Origin of the sequence: Kitasatospora sp. MAP12-44, from assembly GCF_029892095.1 — a bacterium.
Taxonomy (GTDB): domain Bacteria; phylum Actinomycetota; class Actinomycetes; order Streptomycetales; family Streptomycetaceae; genus Kitasatospora.
The window spans coordinates 6708594-6722641 of record NZ_JARZAE010000004.1; the positions used below are offsets into that span (position 1 = coordinate 6708594).

A 14048-nucleotide genomic window follows, 5' to 3' on the forward strand; every position below is an offset into this window, starting at 1 on the left:
CCCCGCGGGGATGAACCCCACCGACAAACGGGTGACCAGGGCCATTCGCAGGTGTCTTCGCACCGAATGCTGCTCAGACATGCCCGTGCAGGACGGGCATCCGAAGAGATGGGGAGAGATGGGCCGAGAGCGCATCGACACCCGATTGCTCGAAGAACTCATCGAGCAGTCAGAGGATCTGAACAGCGACGCCGTGAAGCTCACGCGCAGCGCACTGACCGATTTCGGGCAGAGCACCGAGTCCGAGCGGCGCCGCTGGTGGCAGCGCGGCGGCGCGCTGGTGGGCATGGCCGGGATGGCGGCGCTGCTGGGCACCTCGCGTGCCTTCGCCCAGTCGCCGTCCGCCTCCGCCTCCGCCTCCGAGTCGCCCTCCGCGTCCGAGTCGGCATCCGAGTCGGCATCGGCCTCCGCGTCCGGGTCCGCGTCGGGGCTGTCCGTCGCGAACGACATCATGGCGCTGCAGACCGCCGCGTCGATCGAGACCCTGGCGGTGAGCGTCTACCAGACCGCCGCCGGGCTGCCGTTCATCCAGAACGGCAACAAGACGGTCATGGCGTTCATCACCAAGACGACCGCGCAGCACCAGGCGCACCTGCAGGCCTTCAACGCCGCGGCGACCAACGCCGGCGGCCAGGCGCAGAACAACCCGGACCCGAAGTACAAGGCGATCGTCGACCAGGCGCTGCCGACCATCAAGACCCCGGCGGACGTGGTCAAGCTGGCCCTCACGCTGGAGGACGTGGCCGCGCAGACCTACACGGCCAACGTCAGCCAGGTCAGCAGCGCCGACCTGCGCAAGCTCTTCGCCTCGGTGGCGCCGGTGGAGGCGCAGCACAGGTCCGTCCTGCTGGCCGTCCAGGCCCTGCTGGCCGCCAACGCGGCCGACCTGATCACGATCCCGGTGGACCCGGCCAAGCTGCCCGCAGCCGCCGGCAGCGTCGGCTTCCCCGACGCGTTCTACCCGACCAAGGACGCGTCGCCGATCAGCGAAGGGGCCGTGCAGTGACCACTCGCCGGGGCAGCTGGCAGCTGCCGATCAGCGAAGGCGAACTCTCCTCGCTCACCCCGGGAGATGGAGCAGGCCCACCGCGAGACGCTGCCCGCCATGCGGGCCGGCGCGGTGGACCTCGCGGAGGAGATCCGAACCAAGCAGCAGCAGCAGCGCGGCGGCGAGGCGCGGGACGCCGGACGCCGGCGCTTCCTGCTCGGCGCCGGCGGCGCGGGTGTGGCGCTGGTGCTGGCCGCCTGCTCCAGCAACAAGACCAGCTCCAGCGGCTCCCCCTCGCCGGGCACCTCCCTGATGGCGGCCTCCCCGTCCGGGTCCGGCCTGTACACCGGTGACCTGCAGATCGTCGCGCTGTCCACCGCGCTGGAGAACCAGGCGGTGGTCGCGTACAAGGCGGCGCTGGACGCGGCCACGGCGGGCAAGCTGGGCACGGTGCCCCCGGCGGTGGCGAACTTCATCACCACCGCGATGGCGCAGCACGCCGACCACGCCAAGGCCTGGAACGCGGTGCTGACCGGCGCCGGCAAGCCCGCGATCACCGATGTGCCGCTGTCCAACCAGGCGCAGACGCTGCAGGCGCTGGGCGCGGCCACCGACGTGCCCACGGTCGCCAGGCTGGCGCTGTCGCTGGAGGACCAGGCCGCGCAGACCTACCTCTTCGCGACCTTCAGCATCACCAACCCGGCCGGGATCGCCACTGCCGCCACCATCGCACCGGTGGAGGCGATGCACGCCGCGATCCTCAACTACGTGCTCGGCCAGTACCCGGTCCCGGACGACTTCCTGCCCACCGACGCGGCCGCCAGCACCAGCCTGCTGACCGTCTGACGCACCTCCGAGCCCCCTGGCGGGTCGGCACCGGGCACCCCCTCCCGGTCCCGACCCGCCAGGGCATCTCCGGCATCTCCCTGAAAGGCCGTAGCCATGTCCCTGACCCTCCTCCGCCCGCGACGGTCCGCCCTGGCGGCCGGCGCGGCCTTCGCGCTGCTGAGCCTCGCGGGCTGCTCCAGCAGCGGCGGCGGCTCCACGACGGCCGGCTCGTCCGGGGCCGCCACCTCGTCCGCGGCCGCCGCATCCTCCGCGGCGTCCTCCGCGGCGTCCTCCGCGGCCTCTTCAGCGCCCTCGGCCGCGGTCAGTGCCTCCGGTGCGGCGATCAGCATCAAGAACTTCACCTTCATCCCGGCCGACCTCACCGTCGCGCCCGGCACCACGATCACGGTGACCAACCAGGACACCACCGCGCACACGCTGACTTCCCTCAGCACCCCCAAGGCCTTCGACGCCGGCACCCTGGACCCCGGCAAGTCGGCCATCATCACCGCGCCCGCGACGGCCGGCGGCTACCCCTACTTCTGCATGATCCACCAGTTCATGAAGGGCACCCTGACGGTGCAGTGAGCCGCCCCGACCCCGGGCCGCCTGCCGCGTTACGGCGCCGAGACGGCGGCGATACGGCTGGGGCGCAAGATGGCGGAGACAGCTCATGGGGCACGTGCCCCGGCGGCTGTCGCTCCCATGAGCTCTTGACCGCGATCCGGGTGCCGTACAGGGGTCGGTACCCGGACGCGGTTCAGGCTCTCTCCCTTGGAATGCCGAGGTCGCAACATATGCGCGCACAGGTGCGACAGCTCTCCGCTGCTCGGGACACCAGCTGGACGACCGTGCCGGCCGGAGGTTCAGAGCGCCGCAAGCAGCGATGACCGGCCGCCGGTCCGCTGGCTGGGCACCAGGGCGAGTCGCGGCTGGGTGCGGCCCAGCGCCCGCGCCCGGTCCTGCTCGGAGTCCCGGAGCAGGCTCTGGCGACGGGCGAACGCGCGCAGCAGGCTCTCGTACCCGTAGTGCCCCGGGGCGCCGGAGACCAGCAGGTGGGCGTCGACCAGCTGTTCGAGCAGCTGCTCGCAGTGCGCCGGTGCGACGTCCAGCAGCCGGGCCGCGCCCGGCACCTCCAGCACGGCGGCGTCCGGCAGCGAGAGCAGCCGGAAGGCCCGGGCCGTCTCCGGCGCGAGCGCGTCGTGGCTGAGCACGAAGGCCGCCTGGACGTCCAGGGTGCCGACCCGCAGCTCGTCGAAGAGCCGCGGCTCGTCGGCCAGCCGGTCGGCCAGGTGCCGGACGTCCCAGGAGCCGCGGGCGGCCAGCCGCGCCGCGCAGATCCGCAGGGCCAGCGGCAGCCGTCCGCAGGCGGCCGTCAGCTCGGCCGTCGCGGCGGGCTCGGCGGACGCCCGTGCCGGGCCGAGCAGGCGGCCGAACAGCTCGGCGGCCTCCGGCGCGGACGGCACCTCCAGCGCGAGCGGATGCGCGCCGGTCAGATCGATGAGCCGGGTGCGGCTGGTGACCAGCACGGCGCTCGCGGCGGTGTTCGGCAGCAGCGGGCGGACCTGGACGCTGTCCCGGGCGTTGTCCAGCACCACCAGGACCCGCCGGTCGGCCAGCACCGAGCGGTAGAGCGCGGTCCGCGCGTCCAGACCGACCGGCAGCGTCCGCAGCGGGACGCCCAGCGCCAGCAGGAAGCTGCCGAGCACCGTGCAGGGCAGCGCCGGGTCCCGGTCGGACCCGTGCAGGTCGGCGAAGAGCACGCCGCCGGGATAGGCCGAGCGGACGGCATGCCCGAGGCGGCCGGCCAGCGCGCTCTTGCCCACGCCCGGTTGACCCGAGAGCACCGCGACGAACGGGGCCGTCCGGCCGGACGCCGTCAGCCGGCCGGTGAGCTCGGCCAGTTCGGCCGCGCGACCGGTGAAGTCCGCCAGGTCGGGCGGGAGCTGAAAGGGCGTCACCACCAGCTCGGCGGCCTGCTCGCCCGCCCGTGGCCCGGAGGCGGCCTGCACGGAGGTCAGCGGCTCGGAGATCTCGCTGGCCATCGGGTTGTCCATCAGCCGATCGGCGCACAGGATCCGCTGATGCACCTCGCGCAGCTCGCTGCCCGGCTCGACGCCGATCTCCTCGTCCAGGATCCGCCGGACCTGCTGGTAGACGGTCAGCGCCTCGGACTGGCGGCCGTCGCGGTAGAGCGCGGTCATCAGCTGCGCCCAGAACCGCTCGCGCCCGGGGTGCGCGGCGGTGAGCGTGCGCAGGTCGGAGATCACCGACCGGCGGCCCAGCCGCAGCTCGGCCTCCAGCTTCGCCTCGACCGCGTGCAGCCGGTCCTCGGCCAGCCGCTCGCCCTCCTCGCGCTGCAGCAGGTCGGAGGGCACGTCCACCAGCGCGGAGCCGCGCCACAGGCCGAGCGCCTCGTCGAGCCGGCCGGCGGCCAGCTCGAAGGCGCCCCGGCGCAGCGCGGCCACGCCCTGGTCGCGCAGCGCCGCGAAGCGCTGGACGTCGAACTCCTCGGGCTCGACGTGGATCAGGTAGCCGCCGGCCCGGGTCTCGATCCGCTCGCCGGCCGTCCCGAGCGCCTGGCGCAGCCGCATCACGTAGTTGCGCAGCGCGGTGGAGGCGCTGCGCGGCGGCCGGCCGTCCCAGACGGTCTCCGCCAGCAGCTCGGCCGGCGTGAGCTGCCCGGGCCGTACCAGCAGGGCTGCCAGCAGGACGCGCTGCTTGGCCGCCGGGACGCTGCGGAGCCCCGCGTCGTCCCGCACCAGCAGTGGACCGAGGATCCCGAAATCCATCCGGCCTTCCCCTCATCTGTCGATCAACCGAGAACGGTGGTCGGACCGGCGGCAGCCGGTCCGACCAGCGGTTCCGTTCTATCCCGGCGGGCGTTGTCCGGGACGGTTCGAGCGGGCCGGACAATCAACTCCGGACAACGGTGAACCGCGCGTGATCGATCGACAGCGGAGAGTTCCGGTGGATCGGCCCGGCTCAGCCGGGGTGGTAGTAGCCGCAGGCCGTCTGCTCGCCCTTCGCCAGCTCGGCCGGGCTCAGCACCGCCGGCTGGGTGGTGGCCGGCGCCTGCGGATTGAACAGCCGGGCGTCGGCGACCGAGGTGGGCGCCAGGCCGGCCAGGCAGGCCGTCGCCACCACGGGGATCGGCCCGGCGTTTCTGGGGTCGGCGCGCAGGGTGCCGAAGCGCCACTCGGCCGCCAGCTGCGTCTGGTCGCTGAAGCCGAGCTGGTGCCAGGCCGGCCCCTGCGCGGTGCCGCCGCCCGGCGCCACGTAGTACGCGGCGAAGCCGGCCAGCCACAGCTGCGGGCCGGTGGCGACCAGGTTGACCATGTCGGCGTCGCCGGCCTCGGGGGCGACCGCCAGCGAGATCGCGCTGGGAGCCGGGACGCTGTCGGTGCACGGGGTGGGCTGCATGGTGCTGGGCGGATTGCCGTGGATGATCGCCGAGGCGATCACCCCGCCGCCGCTGAGCTCCAGCCAGCGCATGTCGGGGATGCCCTCGGTGGCGTCGACGGTGACATCGCCCAGGCAGTAGCCGGTGAACCAGAGCTGGCACTTCATCGGCACCTGCTGGATGACCGCCGCGGTCAGGCTGGCGCCGGCCCGTACGTTGGTCTTGACCGTGTAGGTGCTGCCGGGGAACCCGCCGGGGACCGGGCTGGACGCCGGGCAGGGGGCCGCCGGCGCGGCGGCGGTGGGTGTGGCGACGGGGTGCCCGGAGCCGGAGAGCCGGACCACGAACAGGCTGGTGACCAGCAGCACGATCACCGCGCCGACCGCCGCCCATGGCGCCCAGGGCCGGCGCCAGGCAGGCGGCTGCGGCAGCTCGCCGCCGCCGCCGGACGACTCGATCCGGAAGACGCCCGCCCCTGACTGCGGGGCGGCGGGGTCTTCCGGAGTCGGTGATTCCGCTTCGGGTATCGGGTCGGCGGCCGGAGCAGCGGCTTCGCGTTCGCTCTCCAGCAGGCGGTCCAGCTCCCGCCAGCGGCTCTCCCAGCGCGTCGCGTCGCCGCCGCACGCGCCGACATAGGCGAGCGTCACCTCAAGGCTCGGCAGACGCACGCCGCCGGCGGCGTCGCTCAGCGTGGTCGCACTGAATCCGGCCAGTCCGGCGAGCGCGCGGTAGGTCGGGTTTCCGGCCTCCTCGCGCACCCTCCGGAGGTCGTAAGCGAACGCCTGCAACGGACCGTCGGTCGGATCGATCGGCCGTGGTCTGCGGGCCATGGGACCTCCTGTCTTCCTCATGGGGGTGAATGCACGCTATTTCTACCGCCCCCGCCTTACGGGCACGGCGACGCCCTGCGTCCCCCGTCCACCGTGAGGTACGCATTGATGACGCGTGGTCAATATAGGGGTGCGCGCCGTGGTGCGGCCTACCCTGGCGGGTGTGACTCCTGAGACTCGGGCGCGCTGATGTCCGCACTCATCCCGCGACCGCGCCTGGTGCTCGCCCCCGGCGCGGTGCACGTTCCCGGCTGGCTGACCCTGGAGCAGCAGCGGGAGCTGGTGGCGGCCTGCCGCGGCTGGGCCACCGGTCCGGTGCCGATCCGGCACACCGAACTGCCGGGCGGCGGTGTGATGTCCGTACGAACGGTCTGCCTCGGCTGGCACTGGCAGCCGTACCGCTACAGCCGGACCGCGGACGATGTGAACGGCGCGCGGGTCGCGGAGTTTCCCCACTGGCTGGTCGAGTGGGGGCGGCGCGCCCTGGTGGACGCCTACCAGGACCCGGCGGCCGGTGACGGCTACACGCCCGACACCGCGCTGATCAACTTCTACGACGACCAGGCGCGGATGGGCATGCACCGCGACCACGACGAACGCTCCGACGCCCCGGTGGTCTCGCTCAGCATCGGCGACAGCTGCGTCTTCCGTTTCGGCAACACCGAGGGACGGGCCAAGCCGTACACCGACCTGGAACTCGCCTCCGGCGACCTCTTCGTCTTCGGCGGCCCGTCCCGCTTCGCCTACCACGGCGTCCCGCGCGTGCACCCGCGCACCGGTGATCCGCGCACCGGCCTGGCCGCCGGCCGGCTCAACCTCACCCTGCGGGTCACCGGCCTGACGTAGCGGGGTCTATGGCGTGGGCTGGGTGCTCTCCTTGTGGACGGCGGTGAGCAGCACGCCGAGCTGGCGCAGCCAGTTCTGCTCGGCGGCCGCGTCGCCCGTCCGGCGCTTGACCAGTTCGCGTACCTGGTCCTGGGCGTCGCGCAGCGGGGGCTCGGCGAGCAGGGGGTGGCCCTGGGCCAGTGCGGTGGAGGCGGTGTCCAGCGACTTGACCAGGTTCTGCTGCCGGTCGGCGGGCAGCTGGGCCCGGTTGACCTGGGTGCTCAGCTGCTGCAGGCCGATCGCCGGGCTCTGCTTGTCGGTGGTGTCCACCGGCGCGATCGGCGCCGTCGTCCGGGCCGGGCCGGTGGCCGCGCTCGCGGCGGTGTTCGCGGTGGTGCTCGCAGCGATGTGCGGGCTCGGCCGGTCCAGCGCGAACGCGGTGGTCGCGGCGAGGACGATGAGGCCGAGCGCGCCGAACACCAGCGGGCGCGTGCTGCGACCGCCCCGGGTGCGGGACGGGGGCGTGAGCGCGGGCTGCTCGGCGGTGCCGGCGGGCTGCTGCTGCACGTACTGGTACTGCTGCTCCGCGGTCGGCTCGGTGACCGAGGCGAGCAGCTCGGCCCGGGCGGCGGCCGCGTCCGCCGGCCGGTCGTCCGGGTCCTTGGCGAGCAGGCGCAGCACGGCCGCCTCCAGCGCCGGGGGCACCTCGGGCCGCTGGACGGTGAGCGGTTCGGGCGGCTCCGACACGTGCTTGAAGGCGACGGCGACCGGAGTGTCCGCGAGGAACGGCGGTTGGCCGGTCAGCATCTCCACCAGCACGCAGCCCAGCGCGTACAGGTCGGAGCGCCCGTCCACCGGCTTCGCGGTGGCCTGCTCGGGGGAGAGGTAGGCGGCGGTGCCGAGCACCATCGCGGTCTGGGTGAGCCGGCTGCTGGACGAACTGACCCGGGCGATGCCGAAGTCGACCACCTTCACGCCGTCGTCGTCGGTGATCATGATGTTGGCGGGCTTGACGTCCCGGTGCACAAGACCGGCCTCGTGCGCCACCGCCAGCGCCTCGCAGACCGCCGCGGCGATCGAGACCGCGCGTCTGACCGGCAGGCCGCCGGTGCCGGCGACCAGCTGGCTCAGCGGTTCTCCGTGCACCAACTCCATGACGATGTAGGGCGATCCCTGGTCCACGCCCGAGTCGAAGACGGTGACGATGCCCGGGTGGACGAGCATCGCGGCGTGCTGCGCCTCGCGCTGGAAGCGCTCGGCGAAGCGCGGGTCGTCGGCCAGGCCGCCGTTCAGCACCTTCACCGCGACCGGCCGGCCCAGCACGTTGTCCACGCCGCGCCACACGGTGGCCATCCCGCCGACGCCGAGTATCTCCACGAGCACGTAACGCCCGTTCAGTGCCCGTCCGTTCACGTGCGGCCTCTCCTCATCGTCGGCAGGGGCGAGATTATCGCGCGTTCTTGTGGATTCCCTGTGAGTCCGACCGGTCTGCGTCCGGGCCCGGCTGTTTTATGCAACTAGTTGCATAGGGGTGGTTCGGCAACCTACCGTGAGGCGACGACTTCGGCGTGAGGAGCCCTTGATGAGCGAGTACCCGCACCTGTTGAGCCCGCTCGACCTGGGCTTCACCACGCTGCCCAACCGCGTGCTGATGGGCTCGATGCACGTCGGCCTGGAGGAGGCCGAGCAGGGCTTCGAGCGGATGGCCGAGTTCTACGCGACGCGCGCCCGCGGCGGTGTGGGCCTGATCGTCACCGGCGGGATAGCCCCGAACGAGGCCGGCCGCCCCTGGTCCGGCGGCGCCAAGCTGACCACCGAGGCCGAGGTGGCCCAGCACGCGACCGTGACCGCCGCCGTCCACCGCGAGGGCAGCCGGATCGCGATGCAGATCCTGCACTTCGGCCGCTACGCCTACCACCCGGACCTGGTGGCGCCGAGCGCGATCCAGGCCCCGATCAGCCCCTTCACCCCGCACGAGCTCACCGCGGAGCAGATCGAGCAGACGATCGAGGACTTCGCGCGGACTGCGCAGCTGGCCCGCCAGGCCGGCTACGACGGCGTGGAGATCATGGGCTCCGAGGGCTACCTGATCAACGAGTTCATCGCCGCCCCCACCAACCGGCGCGAGGACGACTGGGGCGGCTCCTACCGCAACCGGATCCGGTTCCCCGTCGAGATCGTCCGCCGGGTGCGCGAGCGGGTCGGCGCGGACTTCATCATCATCTACCGGCTCTCCATGCTCGACCTGATCCCCGGCGGCTCCACCCTGGAGGAGGTGGTCACCCTCGCCCGCGAGATCGAGGCGGCCGGCGCCACGATCATCAACACCGGCATCGGCTGGCACGAGGCGCGGATCCCCACCATCGCCACCTCCGTCCCGCGCGGCGCCTGGGCCTGGGTCACCAAGAAGGTGATGGGCGCGGTGAGCATCCCGCTGGTGACCAGCAACCGGATCAACACCCCCGAGCTGGCCGAGCAGCTGCTCGCCGACGGCTGCGCCGACCTGGTCTCGCTGGCCCGCCCGCTGCTCGCCGACCCCGACTTCGTCGCCAAGGCCGCGGCCGGCCGGGCCGCCGGCATCAACACCTGCATCGGCTGCAACCAGGCCTGCCTGGACCACACCTTCAGCGGCAAGATCACCTCCTGCCTGGTCAACCCCCGGGCCTGCCACGAGACCGAGCTGGTGCTCGCACCCACCCGGCTGCGCAAGCGCGTCGCGGTGGTCGGCGCCGGCCCGGCCGGCCTCGCCTGCGCCGTCACCGCCGCCGAACGCGGCCACCAGGTCACCCTCTTCGACGCCGCCGACGAGATCGGCGGGCAGCTGAACATCGCCCGCAAGGTCCCCGGCAAGGAGGAGTTCGACGAGACGCTGCGCTACTACCGCCACGAGCTGGACCGGCTCGGCGTCGACGTCCGGCTCGGCGCCGCCGCCAGCGTGGAGACCCTCACCGGCTCCGCCGCCGGCGCGGCCTTCGACGAGCTGGTCATCGCCACCGGTGTCACCCCGCGCGACCCCGGCATCGAGGGGAGCGACCATCCCAGCGTCGTCAGCTACCTGGACGTACTGCGCGACAAGGCGCCGGTCGGCGAGCGGGTCGCGATCCTCGGCGCGGGCGGCATCGGCTTCGACGTCGCCGAGTTCCTCACCGACCCCGGCGACGCGGCCGCCCTCAACCCGCCGGTCTTCTACCAGCAGTGGGGCATCGACGCCGAGCACAGCACCCCGGGCGGCGTGCTCGAACCCCGCCGGCGCCGCTCGCCGCGCGCTGTCCACCTGCTGCAGCGCAAGACCAGCAAGGTCGGCGCAGGCCTCGGCAAGACCACCGGGTGGATCCACCGCACCGAGCTCAAGCACCGCGGCGTCACCATGGTCGCCGGTGCCACCTACCACCGGATCGACGACGAGGGCCTGCACCTGAGCGTCGACGGCGCACCGCAGCTGCTGGCCGTCGACACCGTGGTGCTGTGCACCGGCCAGGAGCCGCGCCGCGAGCTGTACGAGGCGCTGCTCGCCGCGGGCCGCACCCCGCATGTGATTGGCGGCGCCGACGTCGCGGCCGAGCTCGACGCCAAGCGGGCGATCCGCCAGGGCACCGAGCTGGCGGCGGCTCTGTAGAGCCTTAGGTGCTGACCGGACCGACCCAGAGGCTGGTGATCCCCGTGACGAAGCGCGCGCCGCAGGAGTCGGCGGGGACCACGAGCTGCGGGCCGACGCCGTCCAGCGGAGCGCCGTCGACGCTGGTGGCCAGCAGGATCGGCCGCCCGCCGAACTCGGGGTCGACCTCCGCCCAGGAGAGCACCACGCAGTGCCCGTCGGCCCCGGTGACGGCGACCAGGTAGCGCAGCCGCGGCTTGCGGCCGCTGAAGTCGATGCGCGGGCGGGCCGCGCGCAGGACGTCCCAGAGCTTGGGACCCTCGAAGCCGTGCCGCTGCTCACCGTTGGTACGGCAGTCGAAGCTCACCTGCACCCGGTGGACGGGCAGGTAGCGCAGGTGCTCCACCGTCAGTTCGGCGGGTTCGTCCAGGTGGCCGTGGAGCAGCAGGGTGGCGGCGGTGCCGGTGGACGTGCTGGAAGGGGGCATCGGCGGTCCTTTCCCGGGGGCGGCTCCGTGCTGCCCCGCGGGAGGTGGTACCCGACTGTCACTTCCGACACTCTCAGATGCCATGGTGAAATCGATATTTCAGTCGCATTCGCCATGGCTCGACCTCTTCAGCCCCCTCTTCAGCCCCCTCAGCCGTCTCACCTGGGCAGCGGCGGGAACTCCTCGGCGTCCTGGCCGGCGAGCTTCGCGTGCACCTTGGAGATCTCCTGGTGCAGCGCCTGGTGCTGGGCGGTGAGGATCTCGAAGTTGGCGGTGAGCCGCTCCAGCAGCTCCTTGGCCTGCACGTCCGTCTCGTAGTCGTGCTGCGCCAGCTCGCTGGAGATCTGGTCGCTGCGCTTGGCCGCGATGAGCAGGATGGCGCCCTGCATGGCGGCCAGGCAGGAGAGGATCAGGTTGAGCAGGATGAACGGATAGGCGTCGAACCCGTGTCTGCCGTTGAAGAGCATCCACGCCGCGAGGAACGCGAGGGAGCCGAAGACGAAGGCCCATGAGCCCATGCCGTTGCGCATCTTGTCGGCGGAGCGCTCGCCGAGGGTCAGCTGGTGGGGGCTGCGGACGCCCGGGTGGCGGTGCCAGCCATGGAGCTTGCCGGTGGTGCCCTTGAGTACGTTGATCTGCTGCTGAACGGTCATGGGCTGGGATTGTGCCAGCACCGCGCTCCCGGAAATTCAGCAGCCCACCCGGCCCCGGACGCCGCTCAGCCCTGGGCCGTCGCCGAGCGGCTGCTCTACGCTGACCTGCGGCTCCTCGCCTAGCCGCGTGGCAGGGTGCCGTCCAGGAGGTCGCGGACGAGTTCGAACAGTTCGTCCGGCTCGGCGGCGGCGAGCTCGTCGAACGCGCCGCCGCTGCGGGCCAGCACCACGCCGACGAACGCGGCGACCGCCACCTCGGCCCGCAGCTGCGGGCGGTCCAGGCCCTCGCGGGTGAAGTGCTCGCGCAGCGGGGTGACCAGTCGGTCGTGCAGCTGGGCGCGGGCGGCGTCCTGGACGGCGGGGTCGTCGTGCGGGAGCGCGGCGGCCCGGAAGACCGGGCCGGCGCCGCGCCGGCTGATCCGGGCGAGCAGTTCGCGCAGCCGCTCGGGGGCGAGCAGGTCGGCGGGGGTGGTGTCGCCCTGTTCGGCGCGCATCACGGCGATGTAGAGCTGCGTCTTGCCGCCGTAGTAGCGGGCGATCAGCGCCGGGTCCACTCCGGCGCGCTCGCCGATCTCCCGGGTGGTGGTGCGGTCGAAGCCGCGTTCGCCGAAGAGTTCGCCGGCCGCCTCCAGCAGCAGTTCGCGGCTGCGGGCGGCGTCGCGGCGCCGGGCGGGCGGGCCGTCGGCCCGTACGTTGTCGGCCCGTACGTTCTCGGCGCTCAACGGGCGCCCAGGTCAGCCCGGGGGCCTGCGGCCGACGGGATCTCCTCGGCGGTCGCCGCGTCGGCGATGCTCTCATCCATCAGCAGCTCCTCGTCCGGCTCCACACCCGCGACCACCTGTCCGGCGCCCGCCGCCGAGGCTCCGCGCCGCAGCAGGACGATCGTAACCGCGCCCGTCACCACCCACACCGCGCACCCGAGCAGTGCGGCGCTCTGGTAGCCGGAGCCGGTGGGCAGCAGCTGCCCGGCCGGGGTGTGCGCCTGCAGCATCGCCGCACTCAGCGCGCTGCCGGTGGAGTAACCGACGTAGCGCAGCACCTGGTTGAAGCTGATGGCGCTGCCGGTCTCGTGCGCCGGGACGGAGCTGACGATCAGCCCGGGCATCACCGCGAACGTGCAGCCGACCCCGAGCCCGGCGATCGCCATGGTGGCGAACAGCTCCCACAGGCTGTGCCGGGCGAACGCGAAGGCCAGCATCGACAGCAGCGAGACCGCGCAGCCCACCGGCAGCACCACCGACGAGGAGGTGCGCCGGGCCAGTACCGGCACGACCTTGCTGGAGAGCACACTGGCGACCGAGAAGGGCAGCAGGACCAGCCCGGTGACCACGATGGACGCCCCGAAGCCGTACCCGGCGGTGGCCGGGGTCTGCACGAAGCGGGTCACCAGCGACATCAGCAGATACATGCCGATGCCCGCGATCAGGCCGGTCACGTCGGCGGTCAGCACCACCGGGTGGCGGGCCAGCCGCAGGTCCACCAGGGGGTGGACGGTGCGCAGCTCGTGCAGGGTCCACCAGACGGCGAGGGCGATCGCGGCGGCGGCCAGCGCGAGCAGCCGCGGCGAGCCCCAGCCCCAGCTGTCGCCCTCGCTCAGGACCAGCAGCAGCCCGGCTATCGCCGCGCCGAGCAGGACCGCGCCGAGCACGTCCAGCGGGTGCTTGGCCCGTCCGCCGGTGCTGGGCAGCACCAGGGCGACGGCGGCCAGGGCCAGCGCGCTGATCGCGGCGCCGAACCAGAAGCCGGCGTGCACGCCGAAGGACTGCGCGATCAGCCCGGTGAGCGGGTAGCCGAGGCCGACGCCGGCCACCGTGGTGATCGACAGCAGCGCGACGGCGGGGCGGGCCCGCTCGGTGGGCAGGGAGTCGCGGGCGGTGGCGATGGCCAGCGGCGTCAGGCCGAGCCCGACGCCCTGCAGGCCGCGGCCGAGCACCAGAAAGCCGAAGCCGAGCGGGAGCGCGGCCAGCACGCTGCCGAGCAGGACGACGGCCGCCGCGCCGATGATCACCTGCCGCCGCCGGGGTCCGTCGCCGAGCCGGCCCATGGTGGGGGTGGCGACCGCGCCGACCAGCAGGGTGATGGTCAGCGACCACTGTGCGTCGGAGAGCGAGACGTGGTCGCTGACGGCGATGGTCGGCACCAGTGGCGCGCCCAGGCTGCTGATCACGGCGACCACCATGCCGAGGAAGACCAGTACGGGCACCAGGGCCCGTTCCCGTGGCGTGCGTCGTCCTATCCCGGTGTCGCTGCTGTCGCTGTCCACGGTTTTCCGCCCCTCGGTCGCTTTGCTGCGACTTTGTCATCGCCTGATGTCTTCAGATGATGACATGGCTTGTCCGTGTCTCCTATAGCCGGGGTCGCTGAACGTGGGGGACCGCTTGAGTCTCCAGTTACCCGAGACGGCAGGCTGCGAGCCCACGTCGACGCCGCCCAGCGGTG

12 protein-coding genes are annotated in these 14048 nt (G+C 72.9%); 5 read left to right on the top strand and 7 right to left on the bottom strand.

All coding sequences use genetic code 11. The features are described 5' to 3' along the window. Nucleotides 1–118: 118 nt before the first annotated feature. The 3 genes from P3T34_RS30440 to P3T34_RS30450 all read left to right on the top strand — a co-directional run bounded on the left by P3T34_RS30440 (nt 119) and on the right by P3T34_RS30450 (nt 2404). Entirely contained in the window at nt 119–1006 is an 888-nt protein-coding gene (locus tag P3T34_RS30440; RefSeq protein WP_280669241.1) for a ferritin-like domain-containing protein, read from the top strand. 66 nt (nt 1007–1072) lie between these two features. Further along, a complete protein-coding gene (locus P3T34_RS30445; protein ID WP_280669242.1) occupies nt 1073–1834 on the top strand; it encodes a ferritin-like domain-containing protein in 762 nt (253 codons plus the stop codon). 96 nt (nt 1835–1930) lie between these two features. After that, nucleotides 1931–2404, top strand: a complete 474-nt coding sequence (locus tag P3T34_RS30450; protein WP_280669243.1) for a cupredoxin domain-containing protein — start codon at nt 1931–1933, stop codon at nt 2402–2404. Between the two features lie 278 nt (nt 2405–2682). Here P3T34_RS30450 and P3T34_RS30455 read toward each other — a convergent pair whose 3' ends face one another. Both P3T34_RS30455 and P3T34_RS40000 read right to left on the bottom strand, forming a co-directional pair. After that, nucleotides 2683–4608: an AfsR/SARP family transcriptional regulator gene (locus P3T34_RS30455; RefSeq protein ID WP_280669244.1), complete on the bottom strand. Its 1926-nt coding sequence runs from the start codon at nt 4606–4608 to the stop codon at nt 2683–2685. Nucleotides 4609–4801: 193 nt separating this feature from the next. Beyond that, the gene (locus P3T34_RS40000; RefSeq protein ID WP_348534710.1) at nt 4802–6049 is read right to left on the bottom strand and encodes a helix-turn-helix transcriptional regulator; all 1248 of its coding nucleotides are present in this window, start codon (nt 6047–6049) and stop codon (nt 4802–4804) included. A 189-nt stretch (nt 6050–6238) separates the two neighbouring features. Between P3T34_RS40000 and P3T34_RS30465 the strand changes: the two genes are divergently transcribed. After that, entirely contained in the window at nt 6239–6895 is a 657-nt protein-coding gene (locus tag P3T34_RS30465; RefSeq protein WP_280669245.1) for an alpha-ketoglutarate-dependent dioxygenase AlkB, read from the top strand. 6 nt (nt 6896–6901) lie between these two features. On the opposite strand, the gene P3T34_RS30470 is transcribed toward P3T34_RS30465, so the two are convergent. Next, nucleotides 6902–8287 carry a protein kinase gene (locus P3T34_RS30470; protein ID WP_280669246.1) on the bottom strand — a complete coding sequence of 462 codons (1386 nt, stop codon included), beginning with the start codon at nt 8285–8287 and terminating at the stop codon, nt 6902–6904. 169 nt (nt 8288–8456) lie between these two features. Between P3T34_RS30470 and P3T34_RS30475 the strand changes: the two genes are divergently transcribed. Further along, a complete protein-coding gene (locus tag P3T34_RS30475) occupies nt 8457–10490 on the top strand; it encodes an NADPH-dependent 2,4-dienoyl-CoA reductase (RefSeq protein WP_280669247.1) in 2034 nt (677 codons plus the stop codon). Between the two features lie 4 nt (nt 10491–10494). On the opposite strand, the gene P3T34_RS30480 is transcribed toward P3T34_RS30475, so the two are convergent. From P3T34_RS30480 to P3T34_RS30495, 4 genes are all read right to left on the bottom strand, one after another. Then, complete coding sequence (locus tag P3T34_RS30480; RefSeq protein WP_280669248.1) at nt 10495–10956, bottom strand: molybdopterin-dependent oxidoreductase; 462 nt, start codon at nt 10954–10956, stop codon at nt 10495–10497. Nucleotides 10957–11114: 158 nt separating this feature from the next. Beyond that, nucleotides 11115–11609: a DUF1003 domain-containing protein gene (locus P3T34_RS30485; protein WP_280669249.1), complete on the bottom strand. Its 495-nt coding sequence runs from the start codon at nt 11607–11609 to the stop codon at nt 11115–11117. A gap of 119 nt (nt 11610–11728) precedes the next feature. Then, on the bottom strand, nt 11729–12331 hold the full coding sequence (locus P3T34_RS30490; protein WP_280669250.1) for a helix-turn-helix domain-containing protein: 603 nt from the start codon (nt 12329–12331) through the stop codon (nt 11729–11731). After that, nucleotides 12328–13872 carry an MFS transporter gene (locus tag P3T34_RS30495; protein WP_280669251.1) on the bottom strand — a complete coding sequence of 515 codons (1545 nt, stop codon included), beginning with the start codon at nt 13870–13872 and terminating at the stop codon, nt 12328–12330. Before P3T34_RS30495 ends, P3T34_RS30490 begins: the two co-directional genes overlap by 4 nt. Nucleotides 13873–14048 lie beyond the last annotated feature (176 nt).

Coding starts and splice junctions, on each gene's coding strand:
- P3T34_RS40000 (WP_348534710.1), bottom strand. CDS start 6,049: ATGGCCCGCAGACCACGGCCGATCGATCCGACCGACGGTCCGTTGCAG.
- P3T34_RS30440 (WP_280669241.1), top strand. CDS start 119: ATGGGCCGAGAGCGCATCGACACCCGATTGCTCGAAGAACTCATCGAG.
- P3T34_RS30450 (WP_280669243.1), top strand. CDS start 1,931: ATGTCCCTGACCCTCCTCCGCCCGCGACGGTCCGCCCTGGCGGCCGGC.
- P3T34_RS30455 (WP_280669244.1), bottom strand. CDS start 4,608: ATGGATTTCGGGATCCTCGGTCCACTGCTGGTGCGGGACGACGCGGGG.
- P3T34_RS30475 (WP_280669247.1), top strand. CDS start 8,457: ATGAGCGAGTACCCGCACCTGTTGAGCCCGCTCGACCTGGGCTTCACC.
- P3T34_RS30445 (WP_280669242.1), top strand. CDS start 1,073: ATGGAGCAGGCCCACCGCGAGACGCTGCCCGCCATGCGGGCCGGCGCG.
- P3T34_RS30485 (WP_280669249.1), bottom strand. CDS start 11,609: ATGACCGTTCAGCAGCAGATCAACGTACTCAAGGGCACCACCGGCAAG.
- P3T34_RS30465 (WP_280669245.1), top strand. CDS start 6,239: ATGTCCGCACTCATCCCGCGACCGCGCCTGGTGCTCGCCCCCGGCGCG.
- P3T34_RS30480 (WP_280669248.1), bottom strand. CDS start 10,956: ATGCCCCCTTCCAGCACGTCCACCGGCACCGCCGCCACCCTGCTGCTC.